This window comes from Pseudomonas sp. NY15354 (assembly GCF_048068075.1).
Lineage (GTDB): Bacteria > Pseudomonadota > Gammaproteobacteria > Pseudomonadales > Pseudomonadaceae > Aquipseudomonas > Aquipseudomonas guariconensis_C.
On record NZ_JBLUPV010000025.1, the window covers coordinates 14855 to 39883 of the forward strand.

Genomic DNA, 25029 nt, shown 5'->3' on the forward strand with positions numbered 1-25029 from the left:
TGCATGTCCGCACGCCTGCTGTATGTGATGGACCCGATGTGCTCCTGGTGCTGGGGCTTCGCCCCGGTGGCCGAGGCGCTGATCGCCCAGGCGCGTGAGGCTGGCGTGCCGACGCGTCTGGTGGTGGGCGGCTTGCGTTCGGGCAGCAGCGCGCTGGATGCCTCGACCCGTCGCTACATCCTCGAGCATTGGCAGGCGGTGGCCGAAGCCACCGGCCAGGCGTTTCGCTTCGAAGGCGCCATGCCGGACGGTTTCGTCTACGACACCGAGCCGGCCTGCCGCGCGCTTGTGGCGGCGCGCGAGCTGGACACCGAGCGGGTCTGGCCGCTGCTGGGGTTGATCCAGCGGGCGTTCTACGAGCAAGGGGTGGACGTCACCCGTGCTCCGCAACTGGTGGAACTGGCCGAGCAGGCAGGCTTTGACCGAAGCCATTTCGCCGATGCGTTTTCCCGGGCCGATACCCGTGCCGCCACCGCGGCCGATTTCAGTTGGGTGCAAGACCTCGGCATCGCGGGGTTTCCGACCCTGCTGGCTGAGCGCAACGGCCACCTGGCCTTGCTGACCAACGGCTACCAGCCTTTGGACCGACTGCAACCCTTGCTCGGCCGCTGGCTGCAGCAGGCCGCCTGTGCTTGACCTGCCAGGGTCATCCGACCCTGTGCCGGGGAAGGCCCCCGCCGTGGCCGATCGATTGAGCTGGTCGGAGATCCGCCGTCTGGCGCTGCATCATAGAAAGGCTCTGTGGTCCGCCAACCTGGTGGCCGTGCTCGCGGCCCTGTGCAGCGTCCCCATTCCTTTGCTGCTGCCATTGCTGGTGGACGAAGTGCTGCTGGGACATGGCGATGCGGCGCTCAAGTGGATGAACCACTTCCTGCCGGACAACTGGCAGATGGCGGCTGGCTACATCGGCCTGATGCTGGTCGCGACCCTTGGCCTGCGCCTGGCCGCACTGGCCTTCAACGTGATGCAGGCCAAGCTGTTCGCCGGCCTTGCCAAGGACATCGTCTACCGCCTGCGCATTCGCCTGATCGAGCGGCTCAAGCGCATTTCCCTCAAGGAATACGAAAGCCTGGGCAGCGGCACCGTGACCACGCACCTGGTGACCGACCTGGACACCCTGGACAAGTTCGTCGGCGAGACCTTGAGCCGCTTCCTGGTCGCCGTGCTGACCTTGACCGGCACCGCCGCCATCCTGATCTGGATGCACTGGCAGTTGGCTCTGTTGATCCTGCTGTTCAACCCGCTGGTGATCTACTTCACCGTGCAGTTGGGCAAGCGGGTCAAACATCTGAAGAAACTGGAAAACGACAGCACCGCGCGCTTCACCCAGGCCCTGGCCGAGACACTCGACGCCATCCAGGAGATCCGCGCTGGTAACCGCCAGGGCTATTTCCTTGGGCGTCTCGGGCTGCGCGCACGGGAAGTGCGCGACTATGCCGTGGCCTCCCAGTGGAAGAGCGATGCCAGCGGACGTGCCAGCGGGCTGTTGTTCCAGTTCGGTATCGATATCTTCCGCGCCGCGGCCATGCTCACGGTGCTGTTCTCCGACTTGTCCATTGGCCAGATGCTGGCGGTGTTCAGCTACCTGTGGTTCATGATCGGGCCAGTGGAGCAACTGCTCAACCTGCAATACGCCTACTATGCCGCCGGCGGTGCCCTGAGCCGGCTCAACGAACTGTTGGCGCGGGCCGACGAGCCGCAGTATCCGGCCGCGGTCGACCCGTTCGCCGGGCGCGACACGGTCGGCATCGAGGTGCGTGATCTGCGCTTTGCCTATGCCGACGAGCCAGTGCTCGACCACCTGGATCTTTCCATCGCACCGGGCGAGAAAGTGGCCATTGTCGGGGCCAGCGGTGGCGGCAAGAGTACCTTGGTGCAACTGCTGCTGGGCCTGTACAGCGCCCAGGCCGGCACCATCCGCTTCGGTGGCGCGAGCCTTCAGGAGATCGGCCTCGAGGCATTGCGCGAGAATGTCGCGGTGGTGCTGCAGCACCCGTCGCTGTTCAACGACAGCGTGCGCGCCAACCTCACCCTGGGCCGCGAATGCACCGACGAGGCCTGCTGGCAGGCCCTGCGCATCGCCCAGCTCGACGCCACCATCGCCGCGCTGCCTCAGGGCCTGGACAGCGTGGTCGGGCGCTCCGGCGTTCGCCTGTCCGGTGGCCAGCGTCAGCGCCTGGCGATTGCCCGCATGATCCTTGCCGAGCCCAAAGTGGTTATCCTCGACGAAGCCACCTCGGCCCTGGACGCTGCCACCGAGTACAACCTGCACCAGGCCATGGCGCGGTTTCTCAATGGCCGCACCACGTTGATCATTGCCCACCGGTTGTCGGCGGTGAAGCAGGCGGACCGGGTACTGGTGTTCGATGGTGGGCATGTGGCCGAGGATGGTGGCCACCAGCAGTTGATTGCCGAAGGCGGGTTATACGCCAAGCTGTATGGGCATTTGCAACAGAGCTGAGGCTTCAAGTAAGACGCTGAGCCTGTAGGGGCGGGTCTGCCCGCCAAAGGAACGCTAAAGGCAATGCTGTAACCCCGCTTCAATTCCGCTAAAAACCCCGCCGCCTTGCAGGCAAATGACCTACGCTGTGCTTGTCTGGGTCGACATGCGCCTTTCTGCTCAGTGACAGGGAATACATGAAGGGAAATCGGACTCTCGAAGCGCCAAGGCTGCTGGGCATCATCTGGCCCTTCATCGCCGTTGTGATTTTCCAGATGCTGCTGGGCAGCATGAGCCTTTACGCATTGTCCGCTGTTCGCGCCTACGTGGCGGGCGAAAGTTTATGGTCCAAGGCCCAGAAAGACGCCATCTACTACCTGAGCCTGTACGCCGATACCCGTGACGAACGCACCTACCAGCGTTACCTGCAGGCGATCGACGTGCCCAAGGGCGATTACCAGCTGCGTCTGGCGCTGGACCGGCCCGATCCTGACATCGAAGCGGCACGCAAAGGTGTCCTGCAAGGCGGCAATCACCCGGATGATGCCTCACGGATCATCTGGTTCTACCGCAACTTTCGCCACGTCAGCTACATGGAAACCGCCATCGCCTATTGGGATATCGGCGATGACTACCTGCGCCAGCTCGATGAAGTGGCCCAGGAGATGCGTGCGGGCTTTGTCAATGGACAGGTCAGTGCCGGCGATGTGGCCACCTGGCGTGCGCGCATCGTTTCGATCAATGAGGGCGTGACGCCGGCAGCCAAGGCCTTCAGCGATGCACTGGGCGAAGGGTCGCGGATGTTGCTCAGGATGCTGATGATCACCAACCTCGCAACGGCGCTGTTTCTCATCAGCATTGCCTGGCGCCGTTCGAGCAAGCTGCTGGCCCAGCGCCAGGCATTCGCCCAGGCCCTGCAGGCCGAGCGGGAGCGGGCGCAGATCACCCTGCAGTCCATCGGCGATGCGGTGATCACCACCGATGTCGACGGCTGCATCGTCTACATGAACCCGGCCGCCGAGCTGCTGACCCATTGGCAGGCCAGCCAGGCCTTGGGCATGCCGCTGGCGGCGCTGTTCAGCCTGGTGGACGAGCACGCCGAGCACGACAACCGCACCCTGGTCGAGCAGGTGCTCAGCGGCAGTCTCAAGGGTGGCTCTGAGCATGCCCGGCTGATCCAGCGCCTTGACGGCAGCACGGTGTCGATCAACCTGGTCGGTTCGCCGATCGTCAGTGATGGCCAGGTCACTGGCCTGGTGCTGGCATTGCACGACATGACCCAGGAGCGCCAGTACATCGCCAGTCTCTCTTGGCAGGCGACCCACGACGCCTTGACAGGCTTGGCCAACCGCCGTGAGTTCGAGTACCGCCTCGAGCAGGCTCTCAACAGCCTGGCGCGCCAGGCTGGTCGGCATTCGCTGATGTTCCTGGACCTGGACCAGTTCAAGTTGGTCAACGACACCAGTGGCCATGCCGCAGGCGACGAGTTGCTACGCCACATCTGCGCGGTGTTGCAGGCCGGCCTGCGTGAGGGAGACACCCTGGCGCGGCTGGGGGGCGACGAGTTCGGCGTGCTGTTGGAAAACTGCCCGCCCGAGCAGGCCGAGCGCATCGCCGAGCAACTGCGCCAGGCGGTGCAGAGCCTGCATTTTGTGTGGAAGGGCCGGCCGTTCGTCACCACCGTGAGTGTGGGGCTTGTGCATATCGCACAGCCGGCCGGCACCCTGGAGGCCTCGCTGCGGGCGGCCGACATGGCCTGCTACATGGCCAAGGAAAAAGGTCGCAACCGGGTACAGGTGTACCACGCCGACGACAGCGAGTTGTCCCTGCGCTTTGGCGAGATGGCCTGGATCCAGCGCCTGCACGTGGCCCTGGAGGAAAACCGCTTCTGCCTCTATGCCCAGGAAATCGCGCCGCTTACCTCCATGGAGGGGCCAGGCCACCTGGAAATCCTGCTGCGCCTGCATGATGAAAGCGGGCGCACTATCCTGCCCAGCACCTTCATCCCTGCCGCCGAACGCTATGGTTTGATGACCGCCCTGGACCGCTGGGTGGTGCGCAACGTCTTCCAGGTCATCCGCCAATGCCTGGACGAGGGCAGGCAAGGGCCGCTGGCCATGTGCGCGATCAACTTGTCCGGCTCAAGCATCGGCGATGACAAGTTTCTCGAGTACCTGCGCTGGCTGTTTAGCGAGTATTCGATCCCGCCGCGGCTGGTCTGTTTCGAGATCACCGAGACCAGCGCCATCGCCAACTTGGGCAGCGCGATTCGCTTTATCAATGAGTTGAAGGGGCTGGGCTGCAAGTTCTCTTTGGATGACTTCTGCGCCGGCATGTCGTCATTCGCGTATTTGAAACATCTGCCTGTAGACTTCCTGAAGATCGACGGAAGTTTCGTAAAAGACATGCTCGATGATCCGATCAACCGCGCCATGGTCGAGGTGATCAATCATATCGGCCATGTGATGGGCAAACGGACCATTGCCGAATTCGTTGAAACGCCGTTGATTGAGCAGGCGTTGCAGGAGATCGGCGTGGATTATGCCCAGGGTTACCTCATCGAGCGGCCGCAGGTGTTCACCTGCGACAGCCTGCAACGCCAACGAATAGCCGCAAGGCCCCTGTTGCACCGGGCGCCTGGGACCTTTCGTTGAAGAAGGTGTCGTCCGGAAAATCACATGGATTCAAGGAGCTGAAAGTGATTGATACCTTCGTACGAATCGGCCCATTGATGGATGCCGCCAGTTACCCCGAATGGGCCCAGCAACTGATCGAGGAGTGCCGCGAAAGCAAGCGGCGAGTGGTGGAGCATGAGTTCTACCAGCGCTTGCGCGATGGCCAGCTCAGGCAGGCCACCATTCGCCAGTACCTGATCGGTGGCTGGCCGGTGGTCGAGCAGTTCTCCCTGTACATGGCGCACAACCTGACCAAGACACGCTTCGCTCGCCACCCCGGTGAAGACATGGCGCGGCGTTGGCTGATGCGCAACATTCGGGTCGAACTCAACCATGCCGATTACTGGCTGCACTGGTGCCAGGCCCACGGCATCACCCTGGCGGACCTGCAGGCCCAGGAAGTGCCGCCGGAGCTCAACGGCCTCAATGACTGGTGCTGGCGGGTATGTGCCACCGAGTCGCTGGCGCTGTCGATGGCGGCGACCAACTATGCGATCGAAGGGGCGACAGGGGAATGGGCTGCGTTGGTGTGCTCCACCGACACCTATGCCCAGGGCTTCCCTGAGGACACCCGCAAGCGCGCCATGAAGTGGCTGAAGATGCATGCCCAGTACGATGATGCGCACCCGTGGGAGGCGCTGGAGATCATCTGTACGTTGGCCGGCGAACACCCGACACCGGGCTTGCGGGCCGAGCTGCGCCGGACGATTTGCAAGAGCTATGACTGCATGTATCTGTTCCTGGAGCGGTGCATGCAGCTGGAGCATCGCCAGCCAGGGCGTCTGCGGCCGGCGTTGGCCATAGGGTAAGGCCTGCAGGGGCGCTCTGCGCCCCATCGCAGGCTTCGCCCGTTCCTACAGGGGCAGCGCAGTACCTGTAGGAACGGGCTTGCCCCGCGATCCTGTCAGGTCAGGCATTCCTGTCACTGGGCATCGAATGCCTGCCCGTTCACGCCAGCGCTGTCCGGCCCCATCAGATACAGGTACAGCGGCATGATCTCTTCGGGCATCGGATTGTTCTGTGGGTTCTCGCTTGGGTAGGCCTGGGCACGCATAGCTGTGCGGGTCGCCCCAGGGTTGATGCTGTTGGCGCGCACCGGCGCCACGCCGTCCAGCTCGTCGGCCAGGGTCTGCATCAGCCCTTCGGTGGCAAACTTCGAGACGCCATAGGCGCCCCAGTACGCCCGGCCCTTGCGCCCGACGCTGCTGGAGGTGAACACCACCGATGCGTCCTCGGACAGCTTGAGCAGCGGCAACAGCGTGCTGGTCAGCATGAAGGTGGCGTTGACGTTGATGTGCATCACGCGCATGAAGTTCTCACCCGAGAGCTGCTCCAGCGGTGTGCGCGGTCCGATGATCGAGGCGTTGTTGAGCAAGCCATCGAGCCGGCCGAACTGCTCCTCGATCATCACTGCCAGTTCGTTGTACTGGTGGGGCAGGGCAGTTTCCAGGTTGAACGGGATCACCACCGGTTGCGGATGGCCGGCCGCCTCGATCTGGTCGTAGACCTCGTTGAGGTTGGCTTCGGTCTTGCCCAGCAACAGCACGGTCGCGCCCAGGGCGGCATATGCCTTGGCGGCAGCGGCCCCGATACCACGGCCAGCGCCGGTGACCAGAATGATCCGGCCTTTGAGCAGGTCGGGGCGGGCGGTGTAGTCGTACATGTCAGGTGTCCTTGCTTGTCAATCTTGCACGGCCCCCTGTGGGAGTGGCCGCGAATGCGTATGATCAGGCAGCGATGTTGCCTGGCCTGGCGCATTCGCGGGTGAACCCGCTCCCACAGGGCTCCGCTAGGGGCGGCATCAGGGGTCAGCAGCCGCACAGCGCGCTGTCGATCACCTTGCGCAGTTCCAGCGGGTGGTCCACCACCACGTCTGCGCCCCAGTTGTTGGGGTTGTCCTGAGGATGAATATAGCCATAACGCACCGCCGCCGTGCGGGTGCCGGCATCACGGCCGGACTCGATGTCGCGCAGGTCATCGCCTACGAACAGGACGCTGGCCGGGTCCAGGTCCAGGGTCTTGCAGGCGAGGATCAGCGGCTCGGGGTCGGGCTTGCTGTTTTTCACGTGGTCCGGGCAGATCAGCAGGGCAGAGCGCTCGGCCAGGCCCAGGCGCTGCATGATCGGCTCGGCGAAACGCACCGGTTTGTTGGTGACCACACCCCACAGCAGGTTGCCTTTTTCGATGTCCTCGAGCAGTTCGGCCATGCCATCGAACAGCTTGCTGTGGACCGCGCAGTCGCGCTGGTAACGTTCCAGGAACTCAAGACGCAGGGCCTCGAAGCCTTCGGCGTCCGGATCCATGGCGAAGGTGGCCGCGACCATGGCCCGGGCACCGCCGGAAATCACGTCGCGAATGCGCTGGTCATCGATGGCTGGCAGGCCACGGTCGGCCAGCATGGCCTGGCAGATGGCGATGAAGTCCGGCGCCGTGTCCAGCAGGGTGCCGTCCATGTCGAAGAGTACTGCTCGCAAACGCATGCTCATTCCTCGCGCAGGGTCTGGATCATGTAGTTGACGTCTACGTCGCTGCTGAGCTTGTAGTGCTTGGTCAGCGGGTTGTAGGTCAGGCCGATGATGTCTTTTACCTCAAGGCCCGCGACGCGGCTCCAGGCGCCCAGCTCCGACGGTCGGATGAACTTCTTGAAGTCGTGGGTGCCGCGCGGCAGCATCTTGAGCACGTACTCGGCGCCGATGATCGCCAGCAGGTAGGCCTTAGGATTGCGGTTGATGGTCGAGAAGAACACCTGGCCGCCCGGCTTGACCAGGCGATGGCAGGCGCGGATCACCGAGGACGGGTCCGGCACGTGCTCGAGCATCTCAAGGCAGGTGACCACGTCGAACTGGCCGGCCATTTCCTCGGCCATGTCTTCGGCGGTGATGCGGCGGTATTCGACCTCGACGCCGGATTCCAGCTGGTGCAGCTGGGCCACGGCCAGTGGCGCCTCGCCCATGTCGATGCCGGTGACGCTGGCGCCACGCAGGGCCATGGCCTCGCTGAGGATGCCGCCGCCGCAGCCGACGTCCAGCACCTTCTTGCCGGCCAGGCCCACGCGCTCATCGATCCAGTTGACGCGCAGCGGGTTGATGTCGTGCAGCGGCTTGAACTCGCTCTCGCGGTCCCACCAGCGGTGAGCCAGGGCTTCGAACTTGGCGATTTCGGCGTGGTCGACGTTGCTCATGGAACAATCCTCTGAATCTTCGATAAAAGTGTTACAGGCGCGAGCCCAAGGCTTGCGGCCGTCATTCGTGGCCTGCGATGCGCGCGCCCCAGGCGCGGGCCGTGGCTGTCAGGGCCTGTTCGTCCATCTGCGTCAGGCGGCGGTCGTCGAGCAACTGGTGGCCGGCGACCCAGACGTGCCGCGCGCAGTCGCGGCTTGTGGCGTAGATCAGTTGCGAAACCGGGTCGTGCACCGGCTGCTGGGCCAGCCCCGAGAGATCGAAGGCCACCAGGTCGGCGGCCTTGCCCAGCTCCAGGGAGCCGGTGATCGCCTCCAGGCCCAGGGCGCGGGCACCGTTGAGGGTAGCCATGCGCAGGGCGCGGTGGGCGTCCAGGGCCGTGGCCGAACCGGCTACTGCCTTGGCCAGCAGGGCCGCGGTGCGGGTTTCGCCGAGCAGGTCCAGGTCGTTGTTGCTGGCCGCGCCGTCGGTGCCCACCGCCACATTGACCCCGGCCTGCCACAGGCGCTCGACCGGGCAGAAGCCGCTGGCCAGCTTGAGGTTGGATTCGGGGCAGTGGACCACGCTGGTATCGCTTTCTACCAGCAGGGCGAGGTCGTCGTCGCTGACCTGGGTCATGTGCACCGCCTGCAGCCTCGGGCCCAGCAGGCCGAGACGAGCCAGGCGCGCGAGCGGGCGTTCGCCGTTTTCGGCCAGGGCCTGTTCGACTTCGCCGGCGGTCTCGTGGATATGCATGTGCAGTGGGGCGTCGAGCTGGTCGGCGATGACGCGGATCTTTTCCAGGTTCTGATCGCTGACCGTATAGGGCGCGTGCGGCCCCAGGGCGACGCTGATGCGTGGGTGGTGGCGCAGGTCATCGAACAGCTCGATGGCCAGGTGCAGGCCCTCGTCGGGCGTGCGGGCGCCAGGGATCGGGAAGTCCAGCAGCGGCACGGCGATCTGGGCGCGGATACCACTGCGGTGCACTCGGTCGCAGGCCTCCCGCGGGAAGAAATACATGTCGGCGAAGCAGGTGATGCCGCCCTTGAGCTGCTCGGCGATGGCCAGGTCCGTGCCATCGCGCACGAAGGTTTCATCGACCCAGCGGCCTTCGGCCGGCCAGATATGCTCCTTGAGCCAGGTCATCAGCGGCAGATCGTCGGCCAGGCCGCGCAGCAGCGTCATGGCGGCGTGGCCATGGGCGTTGATCAGGCCGGGGCACAGCAGGCAATCAGGCAACTCGCGCACTTCCCGCGCGGCGGGGGCTCGGTCACGTGGGCCGAGCCAGGCGATCAGCCCGTCACGGATACCCAGGGCGTGCTCCTTGAGTACCACACCGGCCGGCTCCACGGGGACCAGCCAGCTCGGCACGAGCAGCAGGTCGAGGGGGGAGGGGGCTGTGGGCATGCGTGGGGCACCTGGTTCGGCTGAAGGGAACGCGCAGTATACCCGAGCGTCCGTGGCTGAGGCTCGCTATAATCGGCCGCTTTTGATCAGCGAACGACGGGGAGAGGCGATGCGCGAGCGACTTTTGGCGGCGGAGAAGGTGACCGGCATCCAGTGGCGTAATGGCACCTTGCATCTGCTCGACCAGCGCCTGCTGCCTGTTCGCGAGCATTGGTTGGCCTGCACGGACGTGACCGCGGTGGTCGACGCGATCCGCCAGATGGCGGTGCGCGGCGCGGCGGCCATCGGTATCAGTGCCGCCTACGGCTTGGTGCTTGCCCTGCGCCAACGCCTGGCCGAGGGGGATGACTGGGAGTACGCGCTGGAAGAGGACTTCCTCGCCCTGGCCGAAGCCCGGCCTACCGCGGCCAACCTGTTCTGGTCGCTCAATCGCATGCGCGAGCGTCTGCAGCGTCTGCGCGCCGACGAAGACGTGCTGGCGGTCATGGAGGCAGAGGCGCTGGCCATCCATGAAAGCGACCGCGAAGCCAACCTGACCATGGCCCAGCACGGCCTCGAACTGATTCGCCGTCAGCAGGGCAATGCACAGACCATCCTTACCTACGGCAACGCCGGCGCCCTGGCCAGCGGTGGATTCGGTACGGCCCTGGGCGTGATTCGCGCAGCCTACCTGGAGGGCATGGTGGAGCGGGTCTATGCCGGCGAAACCCGGCCCTGGCTGCACGGCTCGCGTATCACCGCCTGGGAGCTGGCCCACGAGGGCATCCCCGCGACCCTGTGCGCGGACTCGGCCATGGCGCACCTGATGAAGACCAAGGGCATTACCTGGGTGGTGGTGGGCGCTGACTGCATCGCCGCCAATGGCGATGTGGCCGGCAAGATCGGCACCTACCAGCTGGCGGTCGCGGCCATGCACCATGGCGTGCGCTTCATGGTGGTGGCGCCGAGCACCACCATCGACCTGAACCTGGCCACGGGCGATGACATCCCCCTCGAAGAGCGCGAGGCCGACGAGTTGCTGGATGTGGCGGGGAATCGGGTGGCGGCGCAGGTCGAAGTGTTCAACCCGGTGTTCGATGTGACGCCGGCAGACCTGGTCGATGTGATCGTGACCGAGCGAGGGGTGGTCGAACGGCCTGATACCGCCAAGATCGCCCAGCTGATTTGTCGCAAGCGTTTGCATTGAGCCCCGTTTGCGGGCCCGGTGGTAGTGGCGCCGTGTCGCGAAAGGTCCGCGTAAAGACCCCAAGATCGGCACGCTCAGCAAATACCCCCTCAAACCCGGCAAAAAAGACACGTGTTCAGGGGCTCAGCGGCAACCTGCCATATCTCCCACGCCCCACGCCTTTGTGATACCATCCGGCAGTTTCCAGGGCCGCTCGTTGCAGCGGCCTTCATTGCGCAGATCCATGGCACAACTCATTGATTTGTCGTAAGTCGTCGCACCCCTTTGCGTTGCGGCGGCGAGCTTCGTTCGTCCTACGAGGGAAACGACGAAGTTTCACCAGAAAAAGGAATCAGGCTTCTCATGGGCGAACTGGCCAAAGAAATCCTCCCGGTCAATATCGAAGACGAACTGAGACAGTCTTACCTCGACTACGCGATGAGCGTGATTGTCGGGCGTGCGCTGCCCGATGCGCGTGACGGCTTGAAGCCCGTGCATCGCCGCGTTCTCTACGCGATGAGCGAACTGGGCAACGACTGGAACAAGCCGTACAAGAAGTCCGCGCGTGTGGTCGGTGACGTCATCGGTAAGTACCACCCCCACGGCGACATTGCGGTCTACGACACCATCGTGCGTATGGCCCAGCCTTTCTCGCTGCGTTACCTGCTGGTCGACGGCCAGGGCAACTTCGGTTCGGTCGACGGCGACAACGCCGCGGCCATGCGATACACCGAAGTGCGCATGGCCAAGCTGGCCCACGAGCTGCTGGCCGACCTGCACAAGGAAACCGTCGACTGGGTGCCCAACTATGACGGCACCGAGCAGATCCCGGCGGTCATGCCCACCAAGATCCCCAACCTGCTGGTCAATGGTTCCAGCGGTATCGCCGTGGGCATGGCGACCAACATCCCGCCGCACAACCTTGGCGAGGTCATCGACGGCTGCCTGGCGCTGATCGACAACCCCGAGGTGTCGGTCGATGAGCTGATGCAGTTCATCCCTGGTCCCGATTTCCCCACTGCCGGCCTGATCAACGGCCGCCAGGGCATCATCGAGGCCTACCGCACCGGCCGTGGCCGCATCTATATGCGCGCCCGCTCCGAGATCGAGGACATCGACAAGGACAAGGCCGGCGGTCGCCAGCAGATCGTCGTCACCGAGCTGCCGTACCAGCTGAACAAGGCGCGGTTGATCGAGAAGATCGCCGAGCTGGTCAAAGAGAAGAAGATCGAAGGCATCACCGAGCTGCGCGATGAGTCCGACAAGGACGGCATGCGTATCGTCATCGAGCTGCGTCGCGGCGAGGTGCCGGAGGTGGTGCTCAACAACCTCTATTCGCAGACCCAGCTGCAGAGCGTGTTCGGCATCAACATGGTCGCACTGATCGACGGCCGCCCACGTCTGCTCAACCTCAAGGACCTGCTTGAGGCGTTCGTCCGTCACCGCCGTGAGGTCGTGACCCGCCGCACCGTGTTCGAACTGCGCAAGGCACGCGAGCGTGGCCACATCCTTGAAGGCCAGGCGGTCGCGCTGTCCAACATCGACCCGGTGATCGCCCTGATCAAGGCCTCGCCGACCCCGTCCGAGGCGAAGGAAGCCCTGATCAGCACCGCCTGGGAATCCAGCGCCGTGCAGGTCATGGTCGAGCGCGCCGGTGCCGACTCCTGCCGTCCGGAAGACCTTCCGGAGCAGTACGGCCTGCGTGACGGCAAGTACTACCTGTCGCCGGAACAGGCCCAGGCCATCCTGGACCTGCGCCTGCACCGCCTGACCGGCCTGGAGCACGAGAAGCTGCTGGCCGAGTACCAGGAGATCCTCGAGCAGATCGGCGAGCTGATCCGCATCCTCAGCAGCGCCGAGCGCCTGATGGAAGTGATCCGCGAAGAACTCGAAGCGATCCGTGCCGAGTACGGCGATGCCCGTCGCACCGAGATCCTCAACGCCACCCACGACCTCAGCTACGGCGACATGATCCCGGAAGAAGAGCGCGTGGTGACCATCTCCCACGGCGGCTATGCCAAGACCCAGCCGCTGTCCGCCTATCAGGCCCAGCGCCGTGGCGGCAAGGGCAAGTCGGCCACTGGCGTGAAGGACGAGGACTACATCGAGCACCTGCTGGTCGCCAACAGCCACGCCACCCTGTTGCTGTTCTCCAGCAAGGGCAAGGTGTACTGGCTCAAGACCTACGAGATTCCCGAGGCGTCCCGCGCCGCCCGTGGTCGTCCGCTGGTCAACTTGCTGCCACTGGAAGAAGGTGAGCGCATCACCGCCATGCTACAGATCGACCTCGAAGCCCTGCAGCAGGGCGCCGATGGCGACGAAGAGCTGGAGGATGCCGACGACACCGTGCTCGAAGGGGAAGTGATCGAGGCCGAGGAAGTCGACGAAGAAGACGGCGACACCCCGGAATGGGTTGCTGAGCCGACCGGCGCCTACATCTTCATGGCCACCGCCTCCGGTACCGTGAAGAAGACCCCGCTGGCCCAGTTCGCCCGTCCGCGTTCCAGTGGCCTGATCGCCCTGAAGCTCAAGGAAGGTGACACCCTGATCGCCGCGGCCATCACCGATGGTGCCAAGGAAGTCATGATGTTCTCCGACGCCGGCAAGGTGATCCGCTTCGCCGAAAGCGTGGTGCGTGAAATGGGCCGTACCGCCCGTGGCGTTCGCGGCATGAAGCTGGGCAAAGGGCAGCAGGTGATCTCCATGCTGATTCCTGAGTCCGGCGCGCAGATCCTCACTGCCTCCGAGCGTGGCTTCGGCAAGCGTACCCCGCTGTCCAAGTTCCCGCGTCGCGGCCGTGGCGGCCAGGGCGTCATCGCCATGGGCACCAAGGGCCGTAACGGTCTGCTGATCGGCGCGATCCAGGTGCAGGAAGGCGAAGAGATCATGCTGATCTCCGACCAGGGCACCTTGGTCCGTACCCGCGTTGGCGAGGTTTCCAGCCTGGGCCGTAACACCCAGGGTGTGACGCTCATCAAGCTGGCGACCGACGAGACGTTGGTGGGGCTGGAGCGTATCCAGGAGCCGTCCGAGGACGAACTCGATGATGACATCGAGATGGATGAGGAAGGCGTCGAGGCCGATGCGCCGGATGATGAAGCTGCTGGTGCCGAAGAGGCCCCGCAGGAGTAACCCAGCGCAACAACCCAAACGGGGCGACCATGGTCGCCCCGTTTGACTGATTACAGCAGGCAGCGTCCTCAAGGACGGTGCAACACCCTGTGGGAGCGGGTTTACCCGCGAAGAAGGCACCGCGGTGCAAGGTAAGGGCTTCGCCCTTGTTCGCGGTAAACCCACTCCCACCGGGTCCCGGCAGCATCGAAGATTGTAGATTTGTTCTATTTGGCAGAGCGAGAGTGGATGTGAGCAAACGAGCCTTTAACTTCTGCGCAGGCCCTGCCGCGCTTCCTGACGCTGTCCTGCAGCGTGCCCAGGCCGAAATGCTGGACTGGCGTGGCAAGGGCTTGTCCGTGATGGAGATGAGCCATCGCAGCGATGACTACGTGGCTATCGCCGAAAAGGCCGAGCAGGACCTGCGCGACCTGCTGTCCGTCCCCTCCAACTACAAAGTCCTGTTCCTGCAGGGCGGTGCCAGCCAGCAGTTCGCCGAGATTCCGTTGAACCTGCTGCCTGAAAATGCCACGGCCGACTACATCGAGACCGGCATCTGGTCGAAGAAGGCCATCGAAGAGGCTCGTCGCTTCGGTCACGTCAACGTCGCCGCCAGCGCCAAGCCCTACGACTACCTGGCCATCCCGGGCCAGAACGAGTGGAACCTGACCAAGAACGCTGCCTATGTCCACTATGCGTCCAACGAGACCATTGGCGGCCTGCAGTTCGACTGGGTCCCGGAGACCGGTGACGTTCCTTTGGTGGTCGACATGTCGTCCGACATCCTGTCGCGCCCGATCGACGTCTCCCAGTACGGCCTGATCTATGCCGGTGCGCAGAAGAACATCGGCCCGAGCGGCCTGGTGGTGGTGATCGTTCGCGAAGACCTGCTCGGCCGTGCCCGTAGCCATTGCCCGACCATGCTCGACTACAAGGTCGCCGCCGACAACGGCTCGATGTACAACACGCCGGCTACCTATTCCTGGTACCTGTCGGGCCTGGTGTTCGAGTGGCTCAAGGAGCAGGGCGGCGTCGAGGCCATGGAGCAGCGCAACCGCGCCAAGAAAGATCGCCTGTACGGTTTCATCGACACCAGCGAGTTCTATACCAACCCGATCAGCCACAATGCCCGGTCGTGGATGAACGTGCCGTTCCGCCTGGCCGACGAGCGCCTGGACAAAGCCTTCCTGGCTGGCGCCGACGCCCGTGGCCTGCTCAACCTCAAGGGCCATCGTTCGGTCGGCGGCATGCGTGCCTCGATCTACAACGCCTTGGGTCTGGAGGCGGTCGAAGCCCTGGTGGCCTACATGGCTGAATTCGAGAAGGAGCACGCTTGATGTCCGATCAGGAACTCAAGGCGCTGCGCGTTCGCATCGACAGCCTCGACGAGAAGATCCTCGAGCTGATCAGTGAGCGCGCCCGTTGCGCCCAAGAGGTGGCCAAGGTCAAGACCGCTTCCTTGGCCGAAGGCGAGAAGCCGGTGTTCTACCGGCCCGAGCGTGAGGCCGCCGTGCTCAAGCGCGTCATGGAGCGCAACAAGGGCCCACTGGACAACGAAGAGATGGCGCGGTTGTTCCGCGAAATCATGTCGTCCTGCCTGGCCCTGGAAGAGCCGCTCAAGGTCGCCTACCTCGGCCCTGAGGGCACCTTCACCCAGGCTGCGGCCATGAAGCACTTCGGTCACGCCGTGGTCAGCCGCCCGATGGCGGCCATCGACGAAGTGTTCCGCGAAGTGGCGGCGGGCGCCGTCAACTTTGGCGTGGTGCCGGTGGAAAACTCCACCGAAGGTGCGGTCAGCCACACCCTGGACAGCTTCCTCGAGCACGACATGGTGATCTGTGGCGAAGTCGAGCTGCGTATCCACCATCACCTGCTGGTGGGCGAGAACACCAAGACCGACAGCATCACGCGCATCTATTCCCACGCCCAGTCCCTGGCCCAGTGCCGCAAGTGGCTGGACGCGCACTACCCGAATGTCGAGCGCGTGGCGGTGTCCAGCAACGCCGAGGCTGCCAAGCGGGTCAAGGGTGAGTGGAATTCCGCGGCCATCGCCGGCGACATGGCGGCCAACCTGTACGGCCTGACCCGCCTGGCCGAGAAGATCGAGGATCGCCCGGACAACTCCACGCGATTCCTCATGATCGGCAGCCAGGAAGTACCGCCGACTGGCGACGACAAGACTTCGATCATTGTCTCGATGAGCAACAAGCCAGGTGCCCTGCACGAGCTGCTGGTGCCTTTCCACGAGAACGGCATCGACCTGACCCGTATCGAGACCCGTCCGTCGCGTAGCGGCAAGTGGACCTACGTGTTCTTCATCGACTTCGTCGGCCATCACCGCGACCCGCTGATCAAGGCGGTGCTGGAGAAGATCAGCCAAGAGGCCGTGGCGCTCAAGGTGCTGGGGTCCTATCCGAAGGCGGTGCTTTGAGGTTGAGGCAGGTCTTGAGGTCGTTGGGGCTGCGCAGCAGCCCTTTCGCGACACAAGGCCGCTCCTACTGGTTTCGCGTGATCCCTGTAGGAGCGGCCTTGTGCCGCGAAAGGTTCGCAAAGTGGCCCCTGCGGTCTGATTACCAGACAGGATTTACCCGGCAAGCATTGCCGTTTTTTTGAACAGGATTCGCGCTAGTGGTTGATGCAATAGCAAGCAAATCCAGCCCCATCATCGGCCGCTTGGTCGTCGTAGGCCTGGGCCTGATCGGCGGTTCGTTCGCCAAGGGCCTGCGCGAGAGCGGCCTGTGCCGGGAAGTGGTCGGCGTCGACCTGGATGCCCAGTCGCGCAAGCTGGCCGTTTCGCTCGGCGTGGTCGATCGTTGCGAGCAAGACCTCGCCGCCGCCTGTGTTGGCGCCGATGTGATCCAGCTGGCCGTGCCCATCCTGGCGATGGAAAAGGTCCTGGCCCATCTCGCGCGCCTGGACCTGGGCGACGCGGTCATCACTGATGTGGGTAGCGCCAAGGGTAACGTGGTACGTGCCGCACGTGAGGCCTTTGCCGGGCGCTTGTTGCGCTTCGTCCCGGGTCATCCGATCGCCGGTTCCGAGCAGAGCGGAGTGGAAGCCTCCAATGCCGCGCTGTTCCGCCGCCACAAGGTCATTCTCACGCCACTGCCGGAAACCGATCCGGCCGCTGCGGCCCTGATCGATCGTCTGTGGCGGGCACTGGATGCCGATGTGGAGCACATGCCGGTCGAGCGCCATGACGAAGTCCTGGCTGCCACCAGCCATCTGCCGCACCTGCTGGCGTTCGGCCTGGTCGATTCGCTGGCCAAGCGCAATGAAAACCTGGATATCTTCCGGTACGCTGCGGGAGGCTTCCGCGATTTCACGAGAATCGCCGGCAGCGACCCGATCATGTGGCACGACATCTTCCTCGCCAACCGCGAGGCTGTCCTGCGCACCCTGGATACATTTCGCAGCGATCTCGACGCCTTGCGCGACGCGGTCGATGCAGGGGACGGGCACCAACTGCTGGGTGTGTTCACCCGCGCCCGGGCTGCCCGCGAGCATTTCAGTAAAATCCTGGCCCGCCGGGCCTATGTGGACGCTATGAACGCCAACGATCTGATTTTCCTGGCCCAACCTGGTGGCCGCCTGTCCGGACGGATCCGCGTTCCGGGCGACAAATCGATTTCCCATCGCTCGATCATGCTTGGCTCGCTGGCCGAAGGCACCACCGAGGTCGAAGGTTTCCTCGAAGGCGAGGACGCCTTGGCGACCTTGCAGGCCTTCCGCGACATGGGGGTGGTCATCGAGGGCCCGCACCATGGTCGTGTGACCATCCACGGCGTCGGCCTGCACGGCCTCAAGCCGCCACCCGGCCCGATCTACCTGGGTAACTCCGGTACCTCGATGCGCCTGCTGTCGGGCCTGCTGGCCGGCCAGCCATTCGATGTGACCATGACCGGCGACGCCTCGCTGTCCAAGCGCCCGATGAACCGTGTGGCCAACCCGCTGCGTGAGATGGGTGCGGTGGTCGAGACCGGCCCTGAAGGCCGTCCGCCGCTGACCATCCGTGGCGGCCACAAGCTCAAGGCGCTCGACTACACCCTGCCGATGGCCAGTGCCCAGGTCAAATCCTGCCTGTTGCTGGCCGGCCTGTACGCCGAAGGCACTACCACCGTCACCGAGCCTGCACCGACCCGCGACCACACCGAGCGCATGCTGCGCGGCTTTGGCTATGCCGTCGAGACCAATGGCCCGGTCGCTTCGCTCAAGTCGGGCGGCAAGCTCAGTGCAACCCGCATTGAAGTCCCGGCGGATATCTCTTCGGCGGCGTTCTTCCTGGTCGCGGCGTCCATCGCCGAAGGCTCGGAGCTGGTGCTCGAGCACGTTGGCATCAACCCGACCCGTACCGGCGTCATCGACATCCTGCGCCTGATGGGCGGCGACATCACCCTGGAAAACCAGCGTGAAGTCGGTGGCGAGCCGGTCGCGGACCTGCGCGTGCGCGGCGCCAAGCTCAAGGGTATTGAGATTCCGGAGCACCTGGTGCCGCTGGCCATCGACGAATTCCCCGTCTTGTTCGTGGCTGCTGCCTGCGCCGAAGGACGTACCGTGCTGCGCGGCGCCGAAGAGCTGCGCGTCAAGGAATCCGACCGCATCCAGGTCATGGCCGACGGCCTGCTGACCCTGGGCGTGAAGTGCGAGCCGACCCCCGATGGCATCATCATCGACGGCGGCCTGATCGGTGGTGGCGAAGTGCACGGTCACGGTGACCACCGCATCGCCATGGCCTTCAGCGTCGCCTCGCTGCGTGCCAGTGCGCCGATCCGCATCCATGACTGCGCCAACGTCGCCACGTCCTTCCCGAACTTCCTGGCGCTGTGCGCCGAGGTTGGCATTCGGGTCGCAGAAGAGGGCAAGTCGTGAGTTCGCAAGCGCCAGTCATCACCATCGACGGGCCTAGTGGCTCGGGCAAAGGCACGGTCGCGGGCATCCTGGCCCGCGAGCTGGGCTGGAAACTGCTGGACTCCGGCGCCCTGTACCGCCTGCTGGCGTTCAATGCCGTCAATCATGGCGTCGACCTGACCAACGAAGAGCTGCTCAAGGCCTTGGCCGCCCATCTGGATGTGCAATTCGTCGCTGCGGAACCGGGTAAGCTGCAACAGATCATCCTCGAGGGTGAGGATGTCAGCAACGTGATCCGCACCGAAACCGTCGGCGCCGGCGCCTCCATGGTCGCTTCGCTGCCTGCGGTGCGCGAAGCGTTGCTGCAGCGTCAGCGCGCGTTCCGCGAAGCGCCTGGCCTGATTGCAGACGGTCGCGACATGGGCACCGTGGTCTTCCCGGACGCGCCCTTGAAGGTGTTCCTCACCGCCAGCGCGGAGGAGCGTGCACGACGTCGCTATTTGCAGTTGAAGGGCAAGGGCGATGATGTTAGTCTGGCGAGTCTGCTAGATGAGATTCGTGCGCGCGATGAGCGTGACACCCAGCGTGCGGTGGCCCCGCTGAAACCAGCGGCCGATGCCATCCAACTGGACTCCACCGAGTTGTCCATCGAGCAGGTGTTGCAACGTATCAGGAGCGAGCTCGCCCAGCGCGATCTGCTCTGATAGCCAGGAGAACAGGCAGGGGCACCAGTCAACGTCCTGTCGGTTTTCCTTTACATGAACGAAACCCACATTGTCTGGAATGTGGCTATGGGCGTCTGTTTCGCCCGAATCTACAGGAATTAAAATGAGCGAAAGCTTTGCAGAACTCTTTGAAGAAAGCCTGAAAACCCTCAATCTGCAGCCGGGCGCGATCATCACCGGTATCGTTGTCGACATCGACGGCGACTGGGTTACCGTTCACGCTGGTCTGAAGTCCGAGGGCGTCATCCCGCTCGAGCAGTTCATCAACGAAGCTGGCGAGCTGACCATCAAGGTCGGTGACGAAGTTCACGTTGCGCTGGACGCGGTCGAAGACGGCTTTGGCGAAACCAAGCTGTCCCGTGAAAAAGCCAAGCGCGCCGAGTGCTGGATTGTTCTGGAAGCAGCTTTCGCCGCCGAAGAAGTGGTCAAGGGCGTTATCAACGGTAAGGTTAAGGGCGGCTTCACTGTCGACGTTAACGGCATCCGTGCGTTCCTGCCGGGCTCCCTGGTTGATGTCCGCCCAGTGCGCGACACCACCCACCTGGAAGGCAAAGAGCTGGAATTCAAGGTCATCAAGCTGGACCAGAAGCGCAACAACGTTGTCGTTTCCCGTCGCAGCGTGCTGGAAGCCGAGAACAGCGCCGAGCGCGAAGCCCTGCTGGAAACCCTGCAGGAAGGCCAACAGGTCAAGGGTATCGTCAAGAACCTCACCGACTACGGCGCCTTCGTGGACCTGGGCGGTATCGACGGCCTGCTGCACATCACCGACATGGCTTGGAAGCGCATCAAGCACCCGTCGGAAATCGTCAACGTTGGTGACGAAGTCGACGTTCGCGTCCTGAAGTTCGACCGTGAGCGCAACCGCGTTTCCCTGGGTCTGAAGCAAATGGGCGAAGATCCGTGGGTTGCCATCACCTCGCGCTACCCAGAAGGTACTCGCGTACAGGCTCGCGTTACCAACCTGACCGACTACGGCTGCTTCGCTGAGCTGGAAGAAGGCGTTGAAGGTCTGGTACACGTTTCCGAAATGGACTGGACCAACAAGAACATCCACCCGTCGAAAGTCGTTCAGGTTGGCGACGAAGTGGAAGTCATGGTTCTGGACATCGACGAAGAGCGTCGTCGTATCTCCCTGGGCATCAAGCAGTGCAAGTCCAACCCATGGGAAGACTTCTCCAGCCAGTTCAACAAAGGTGACAAGATCACCGGTACCATCAAGTCGATCACCGACTTCGGTATCTTCATTGGCCTGGACGGCGGCATCGACGGTCTGGTTCACCTGTCCGATATTTCCTGGAACGAGTCCGGCGAAGAAGCCGTACGTCGCTTCAAGAAGGGCGACGAGCTGGAAACCGTCATCCTGTCGGTTGATCCAGAGCGCGAGCGCATCTCCCTGGGTATCAAGCAACTGGAAGACGATCCGTTCTCTAACTTCGTTGCTCTGAACGACAAGGGTGCAATCGTCAAAGGTATCGTCAAGGAAGTTGACGCCAAAGGTGCCATCGTTACCCTGGCCGACGACATCGAAGCTACTCTGAAAGCTTCCGAAATCAGCCGTGACCGCGTTGAAGACGCGCGTAACGTCCTGAAGGAAGGCGAAGAGATCGAAGCCAAGATCATCAGCGTCGATCGCAAGTCCCGCGTTATCAGCCTGTCCATCAAGTCGAAGGACGATGCTGAAGAGCGCGAAGCTATCCAGAGCCTGAAAAACGCTGCTCCGGAAGCTGCTGCCGACACCACCATGGCTGCGCTGCTGCGCGAAGCTATGGCCAAGCAGAACTAAGTTCTGTTTGATCGGTAAAAAGGGGCGACTTCGGTCGCCCTTTTTTGTGCCTGTCTGAAAACAAGCAGATACCGCCCTCGCGTCGCGTGCCACTTCTGTAGGCGCTGGCGAAGCCCGCAATGGGCTGCAAAGCAGCCCCCAACTCCGATCAAGCACCCCTGAATCAATTCACCGCACCTCGCCTGGTTATTCGGCCATTTCCTTCTGCTCATCCCGCTTCACAGTCTCGCGCAATCTTGAATTTTTTTATTAAGTCAAGATCCACCCTGTTCAAATCCGTCGGAGCGTGCTACAAACTGGTTAAGCAATGATCTAGCTGCTTGATAACGAAGGGAAAAATATGACGAAGTCGGAGCTGATCGAACGTATTGTCACCCATCAAGGGCTGCTCTCGTCCAAGGACGTGGAATTGGCCATCAAGACCATGCTTGAGCAGATGTCACAATGCCTGGCCACCGGTGATCGCATCGAGATCCGTGGTTTTGGCAGCTTTTCCTTGCACTACCGCTCACCGCGGGTAGGGCGTAACCCCAAGACCGGCCAATCGGTGAGCCTCGAAGGCAAGTATGTGCCGCACTTCAAACCTGGTAAGGAGTTGCGTGACCGGGTCAATGAAGAAGAGCACGAACACACCTGAGTGGTTCAAGGAGCAGTCTGATGCGTAACCTCAAGCGTGCCTTGGCGGCCCTCTTCGTGCTGCTGCTGGCAGCGGTGGTCCTGTTCTTCGTTCTGGAGAATCAGCAAGCCGTTTCCTTGGTCCTGTTCGGCTGGACTGCACCGGCAGTTCCCGTGGCGGTCCTGGTGATCGCCGCACTGGTCGTCGGCCTGGCTATCGGCCCGCTGCTCGGTGCGTATGGCGTGCTGCGCAGCAAGCGCAAGATCCGCGCTTCTGCCCGTCAGGCGGCCCTGTCCGGCAACTGAGGATTTTTCCTGCTGGGCCCGACGAATCCTGCACCTTTTTCCTGCTGCTGAATGAATGAAGTAATAGGCCGCTTCATTTCAACCCTTCGGAGGTTTCAGCAGCATGCAATTCCCTACGCTCTCGCACCATGGTGCTACCCGTGGTGTGACCGGTTCATGCCATCAACTTCACCTCGACAGCGCGACCAGTCTATTGATCGACTGCGGCCTGGAGCAGGGCGGCGATGCCAGGAGCGAATCCGCCACGCTCGGATTTTCCATCGATGGCATCCGGGCGCTGATGATCACCCACGTTCACCTCGACCATGTCGGCCGCATCCCCGCCTTGCTTGCAGCCGGCTTTCGTGGCCCGATCATTTGCAGTGAGCCTTCTGCGCGCCTGTTGCCCCTGGTGCTGGAAGATGCCTACAAACTCGGCGTCTCTGCCGAGCCAGCCCAGGTGGAACGCTATCTGGAGTTTCTCGAGAAGCTGATAACCCCGGTGCCTTTCGAACAATGGTATCCAGTGGTGCAAGGCGAAACGCTGCAGTGCCGCATCCGTCTGCAGAGGGCCGGCCATCTGCTCGGCTCGGCCTATGTGGAGTGTGATGTCGCCAAGCCGATATGCCGAACAGTACCCGAGTCGTCTTTTCCGGCGATCTGGGCGCTGGTCACAACCCTTTGCTCAAGCCCGTGCGGCCGCCGGAGCGGGCAGACCTGCTGGTGCTCGAAAGTACTTATGGTGATCGCTTGCATCCAGATCGCAGCGAACGGCAACAGCGACTGGAAGCCGCCATCGATCGCGCCCTGGCCGACCGCGGCACGATCATGATCCCCGCCTTCAGCCTCGGGCGCACCCAGGAGTTGCTCTACGAGCTTGAAGATATCTTGTACCGAAAAGCCTTGCTTACTCCGCGTCTTGAAAAGGCTGGCGATGATCCTCTGGACTGGTCGCAACTTCCCATTATCCTCGACTCACCCCTGGCCCAGCGCATTACCCGTGCCTACCAGGATTTGCATCAGTTCTGGAATGCCGAATCTCGTCAGCGCCTGCAGGAAGGGCCTAACCCCTTGAGCTTCGAGCAGTTGGTGTGCGTCGATACACATGCCAAGCACCAGCAAGTCGTCAACTACCTCAAAAGCACCGGGCGCCCGGCTATCGTGATCGCCGGCAACGGCATGTGCTCTGCGGGGCGTATCGTCAATTACCTCAAGGTCATGATTGGGGATCCAAGGCATGAGGTGATGTTTGTCGGATACCAGGCCAAGGGCACGCCTGGAGCGGTCATTCAGGCTAGCGAAGGCGCGGAGGGCTTTGTGCAGATTGATCTGGATGGGCAGATGTATGAAGTGCGGGCCAAGGTCATGAGCTTGGCAGGGTATTTGGGACATGCTGATCAGGAAGGGTTGGTGGACTTTGCTATCGGTCGGGGTAAAGCGGTAGACGAGGTGCTGCTTGTGCACGGAGAACCGAATGCCAAGCGGGTGTTGGCCAGGGCTCTGCAGTCACGGTTCAGGCATATGGGATGTCGGACGATTGTGACTATTGCCTGAGTGCTGGCGAAAGGTTTGAGGTGGCAGAGGCAAGCATGTAAGGTCAGCGTCGCGAGACGAGCTTTGTTATCATGGGTGGTGATGACGCATAACTTTGATAGTGGTTCTCAATTCCGTTTGTGCCTAAATCTTGAATGCTGGCAACCCTATATGGGTAGCGCCGACTTGTTTGAGGCTGATCGTGTGTAGGGCGATGAGTAAGTCCATCTCAGGCACGTGCTGCGGATGCGAAAGTGCAAACAGATATTCTGCCAAGAGAGTGAGTCGCTAGCGTGAGAGTATTGGTTACGGGGGCTTCTGGCTTTGTCGGTCGTGCGTTGATCGAACAGCTTCGATTTGATAATGATTTGCAAGTGCGAATGGCGCTTAGGCGTGCTGTGGAAATGCCACTTGCCGAGTTCGTTCATGTCGATAATGTCTGCGCTTCAACTGATTGGCGTCTGGCTCTGGCAGATATCGATGTGGTTATTCATCTGGCCGCGCGTGCGCATATACTGGATGATCGCGATGCAGATCCATTGGCCGAGTTCAGGAAAACCAATACTCAAGGTACTCTGAATTTGGCGCGACAAGCGGCTTTAGCTGGTGTGCGCCGTTTTATTTTCATCAGCAGCATTGGGGTAAATGGCGCGCAAACGAGAGGGCGGGCGTTCACCGAGCTGAGTCCGGTCGCACCTCATTCGCCCTATGCGCAGTCCAAGTACGAGGCGGAATGTGGGTTGCTTGAAATGACTGAATCGGGAGGAATGGAGGTCGTCATTATTCGCCCGTCGATGATTTTTTCAGCGAATGCGCCTGGTAACTTTGCGCGTTTGATGAAGTTGGTTTCCTATCCAATTCCCCTGCCGCTAGGCGCTATGCGCAATCGGCGCAGTCTGGTTTCATTGCAAAACCTTATCGGGTTTATCGGGCTTTGCATCAAAAGCCCGAATGCGGCGAATCAAGTGTTCTTGATCTGCGACGGAGATGATGTTTCAACTGAGGAGATGGTCCGTCGCTTGGCGCTGGGTATGGGGTGTCGACGCTGGCTATTGCCATTTCCCAAATTCATCATTCGTTGGCTGGCTGCTGTGACGGGTAGGGAAAATATGTATGTCCAGCTTTTCGGCTCGCTTCAGGTTGATTCGAGCAAGGCGCGCGAGCTTTTGCAGTGGAAGCCCTGTATAAGCACTCGCCAGGCGCTCGAAGAAGCCGGGAGGAAGTACAGGGATGGATGAGCTCGCCGGTTGGGAAGGCGGTCGCCCAGTAGGTGACGAGCAGGCG

At 62.6% G+C, this 25029-nt stretch carries 18 protein-coding genes and 1 pseudogene; 15 read left to right on the forward strand and 4 right to left on the reverse strand.

Annotation, left to right across the window (positions count from 1 at the left end; genetic code table 11):
* Window positions 1-3 precede the first annotated feature (3 nt).
* The 4 genes from ACNFCH_RS19835 (at window position 4) to ACNFCH_RS19850 (ending at window position 5924) form a co-directional block, all read left to right on the forward strand.
* A complete protein-coding gene (locus tag ACNFCH_RS19835; RefSeq protein ID WP_416743406.1) occupies window positions 4-636 on the forward strand; it encodes a DsbA family protein in 633 nt (210 codons plus the stop codon).
* Complete coding sequence (locus tag ACNFCH_RS19840; protein WP_416743408.1) at window positions 629-2461, forward strand: ABC transporter ATP-binding protein; 1833 nt, start codon at window positions 629-631, stop codon at window positions 2459-2461. The genes ACNFCH_RS19835 and ACNFCH_RS19840 overlap by 8 nt, the downstream gene beginning before the upstream one ends.
* A 176-nt stretch (window positions 2462-2637) precedes the next feature.
* Window positions 2638-5094: an EAL domain-containing protein gene (locus tag ACNFCH_RS19845; protein ID WP_416743410.1), complete on the forward strand. Its 2457-nt coding sequence runs from the start codon at window positions 2638-2640 to the stop codon at window positions 5092-5094.
* 44 nt (window positions 5095-5138) lie between these two features.
* On the forward strand, window positions 5139-5924 hold the full coding sequence (locus ACNFCH_RS19850; protein WP_337157527.1) for a TenA family transcriptional regulator: 786 nt from the start codon (window positions 5139-5141) through the stop codon (window positions 5922-5924).
* A 113-nt stretch (window positions 5925-6037) separates the two neighbouring features.
* On the opposite strand, the gene ACNFCH_RS19855 is transcribed toward ACNFCH_RS19850, so the two are convergent.
* The 4 genes from ACNFCH_RS19855 to ACNFCH_RS19870 form a co-directional block, all read right to left on the reverse strand.
* Window positions 6038-6778 carry a YciK family oxidoreductase gene (locus tag ACNFCH_RS19855; RefSeq protein WP_070091631.1) on the reverse strand — a complete coding sequence of 247 codons (741 nt, stop codon included), beginning with the start codon at window positions 6776-6778 and terminating at the stop codon, window positions 6038-6040.
* 145 nt (window positions 6779-6923) lie between these two features.
* Window positions 6924-7595 (reverse strand): N-acetylmuramic acid 6-phosphate phosphatase MupP, encoded by a 672-nt coding sequence (gene mupP, locus ACNFCH_RS19860; RefSeq protein WP_337157528.1) that lies wholly within the window; start codon window positions 7593-7595, stop codon window positions 6924-6926.
* A 2-nt stretch (window positions 7596-7597) separates the two neighbouring features.
* Window positions 7598-8296, reverse strand: coding sequence for a bifunctional 2-polyprenyl-6-hydroxyphenol methylase/3-demethylubiquinol 3-O-methyltransferase UbiG (ubiG, locus tag ACNFCH_RS19865; RefSeq protein ID WP_070091629.1), 699 nt, complete (start codon window positions 8294-8296; stop codon window positions 7598-7600).
* A 61-nt stretch (window positions 8297-8357) separates the two neighbouring features.
* The gene (locus ACNFCH_RS19870) at window positions 8358-9680 is read right to left on the reverse strand and encodes a TRZ/ATZ family hydrolase (RefSeq protein WP_416743411.1); all 1323 of its coding nucleotides are present in this window, start codon (window positions 9678-9680) and stop codon (window positions 8358-8360) included.
* Between the two features lie 109 nt (window positions 9681-9789).
* Between ACNFCH_RS19870 and mtnA the strand changes: the two genes are divergently transcribed.
* The 11 genes and pseudogenes from mtnA (at window position 9790) to ACNFCH_RS19925 (ending at window position 24983) form a co-directional block, all read left to right on the forward strand.
* The gene (gene mtnA / locus ACNFCH_RS19875) at window positions 9790-10866 is read left to right on the forward strand and encodes an S-methyl-5-thioribose-1-phosphate isomerase (protein ID WP_337157530.1); all 1077 of its coding nucleotides are present in this window, start codon (window positions 9790-9792) and stop codon (window positions 10864-10866) included.
* 342 nt (window positions 10867-11208) lie between these two features.
* Entirely contained in the window at window positions 11209-13977 is a 2769-nt protein-coding gene (gene gyrA / locus ACNFCH_RS19880; RefSeq protein ID WP_416743414.1) for a DNA gyrase subunit A, read from the forward strand.
* Between the two features lie 230 nt (window positions 13978-14207).
* On the forward strand, window positions 14208-15293 hold the full coding sequence (serC, locus tag ACNFCH_RS19885) for a 3-phosphoserine/phosphohydroxythreonine transaminase (protein ID WP_172959798.1): 1086 nt from the start codon (window positions 14208-14210) through the stop codon (window positions 15291-15293).
* On the forward strand, window positions 15293-16387 hold the full coding sequence (gene pheA / locus ACNFCH_RS19890; RefSeq protein ID WP_099592956.1) for a prephenate dehydratase: 1095 nt from the start codon (window positions 15293-15295) through the stop codon (window positions 16385-16387). Before serC ends, pheA begins: the two co-directional genes overlap by 1 nt.
* Before the next feature lie 197 nt (window positions 16388-16584).
* Window positions 16585-18825, forward strand: coding sequence for a bifunctional prephenate dehydrogenase/3-phosphoshikimate 1-carboxyvinyltransferase (locus ACNFCH_RS19895; RefSeq protein ID WP_416743416.1), 2241 nt, complete (start codon window positions 16585-16587; stop codon window positions 18823-18825).
* Complete coding sequence (gene cmk / locus ACNFCH_RS19900) at window positions 18822-19508, forward strand: (d)CMP kinase (protein WP_043206590.1); 687 nt, start codon at window positions 18822-18824, stop codon at window positions 19506-19508. Before ACNFCH_RS19895 ends, cmk begins: the two co-directional genes overlap by 4 nt.
* A gap of 124 nt (window positions 19509-19632) precedes the next feature.
* On the forward strand, window positions 19633-21312 hold the full coding sequence (gene rpsA, locus ACNFCH_RS19905) for a 30S ribosomal protein S1 (RefSeq protein WP_043206589.1): 1680 nt from the start codon (window positions 19633-19635) through the stop codon (window positions 21310-21312).
* Window positions 21313-21652: 340 nt separating this feature from the next.
* On the forward strand, window positions 21653-21949 hold the full coding sequence (gene ihfB, locus ACNFCH_RS19910) for an integration host factor subunit beta (RefSeq protein ID WP_099592959.1): 297 nt from the start codon (window positions 21653-21655) through the stop codon (window positions 21947-21949).
* 20 nt (window positions 21950-21969) lie between these two features.
* Window positions 21970-22233, forward strand: coding sequence for a LapA family protein (locus ACNFCH_RS19915; RefSeq protein WP_416743419.1), 264 nt, complete (start codon window positions 21970-21972; stop codon window positions 22231-22233).
* A 103-nt stretch (window positions 22234-22336) separates the two neighbouring features.
* Window positions 22337-23766 (forward strand): annotated as a pseudogene (locus ACNFCH_RS19920) (MBL fold metallo-hydrolase).
* Window positions 23767-24038: 272 nt separating this feature from the next.
* Window positions 24039-24983: an NAD-dependent epimerase/dehydratase family protein gene (locus ACNFCH_RS19925; RefSeq protein WP_416743420.1), complete on the forward strand. Its 945-nt coding sequence runs from the start codon at window positions 24039-24041 to the stop codon at window positions 24981-24983.
* Window positions 24984-25029: the final 46 nt, after the last annotated feature.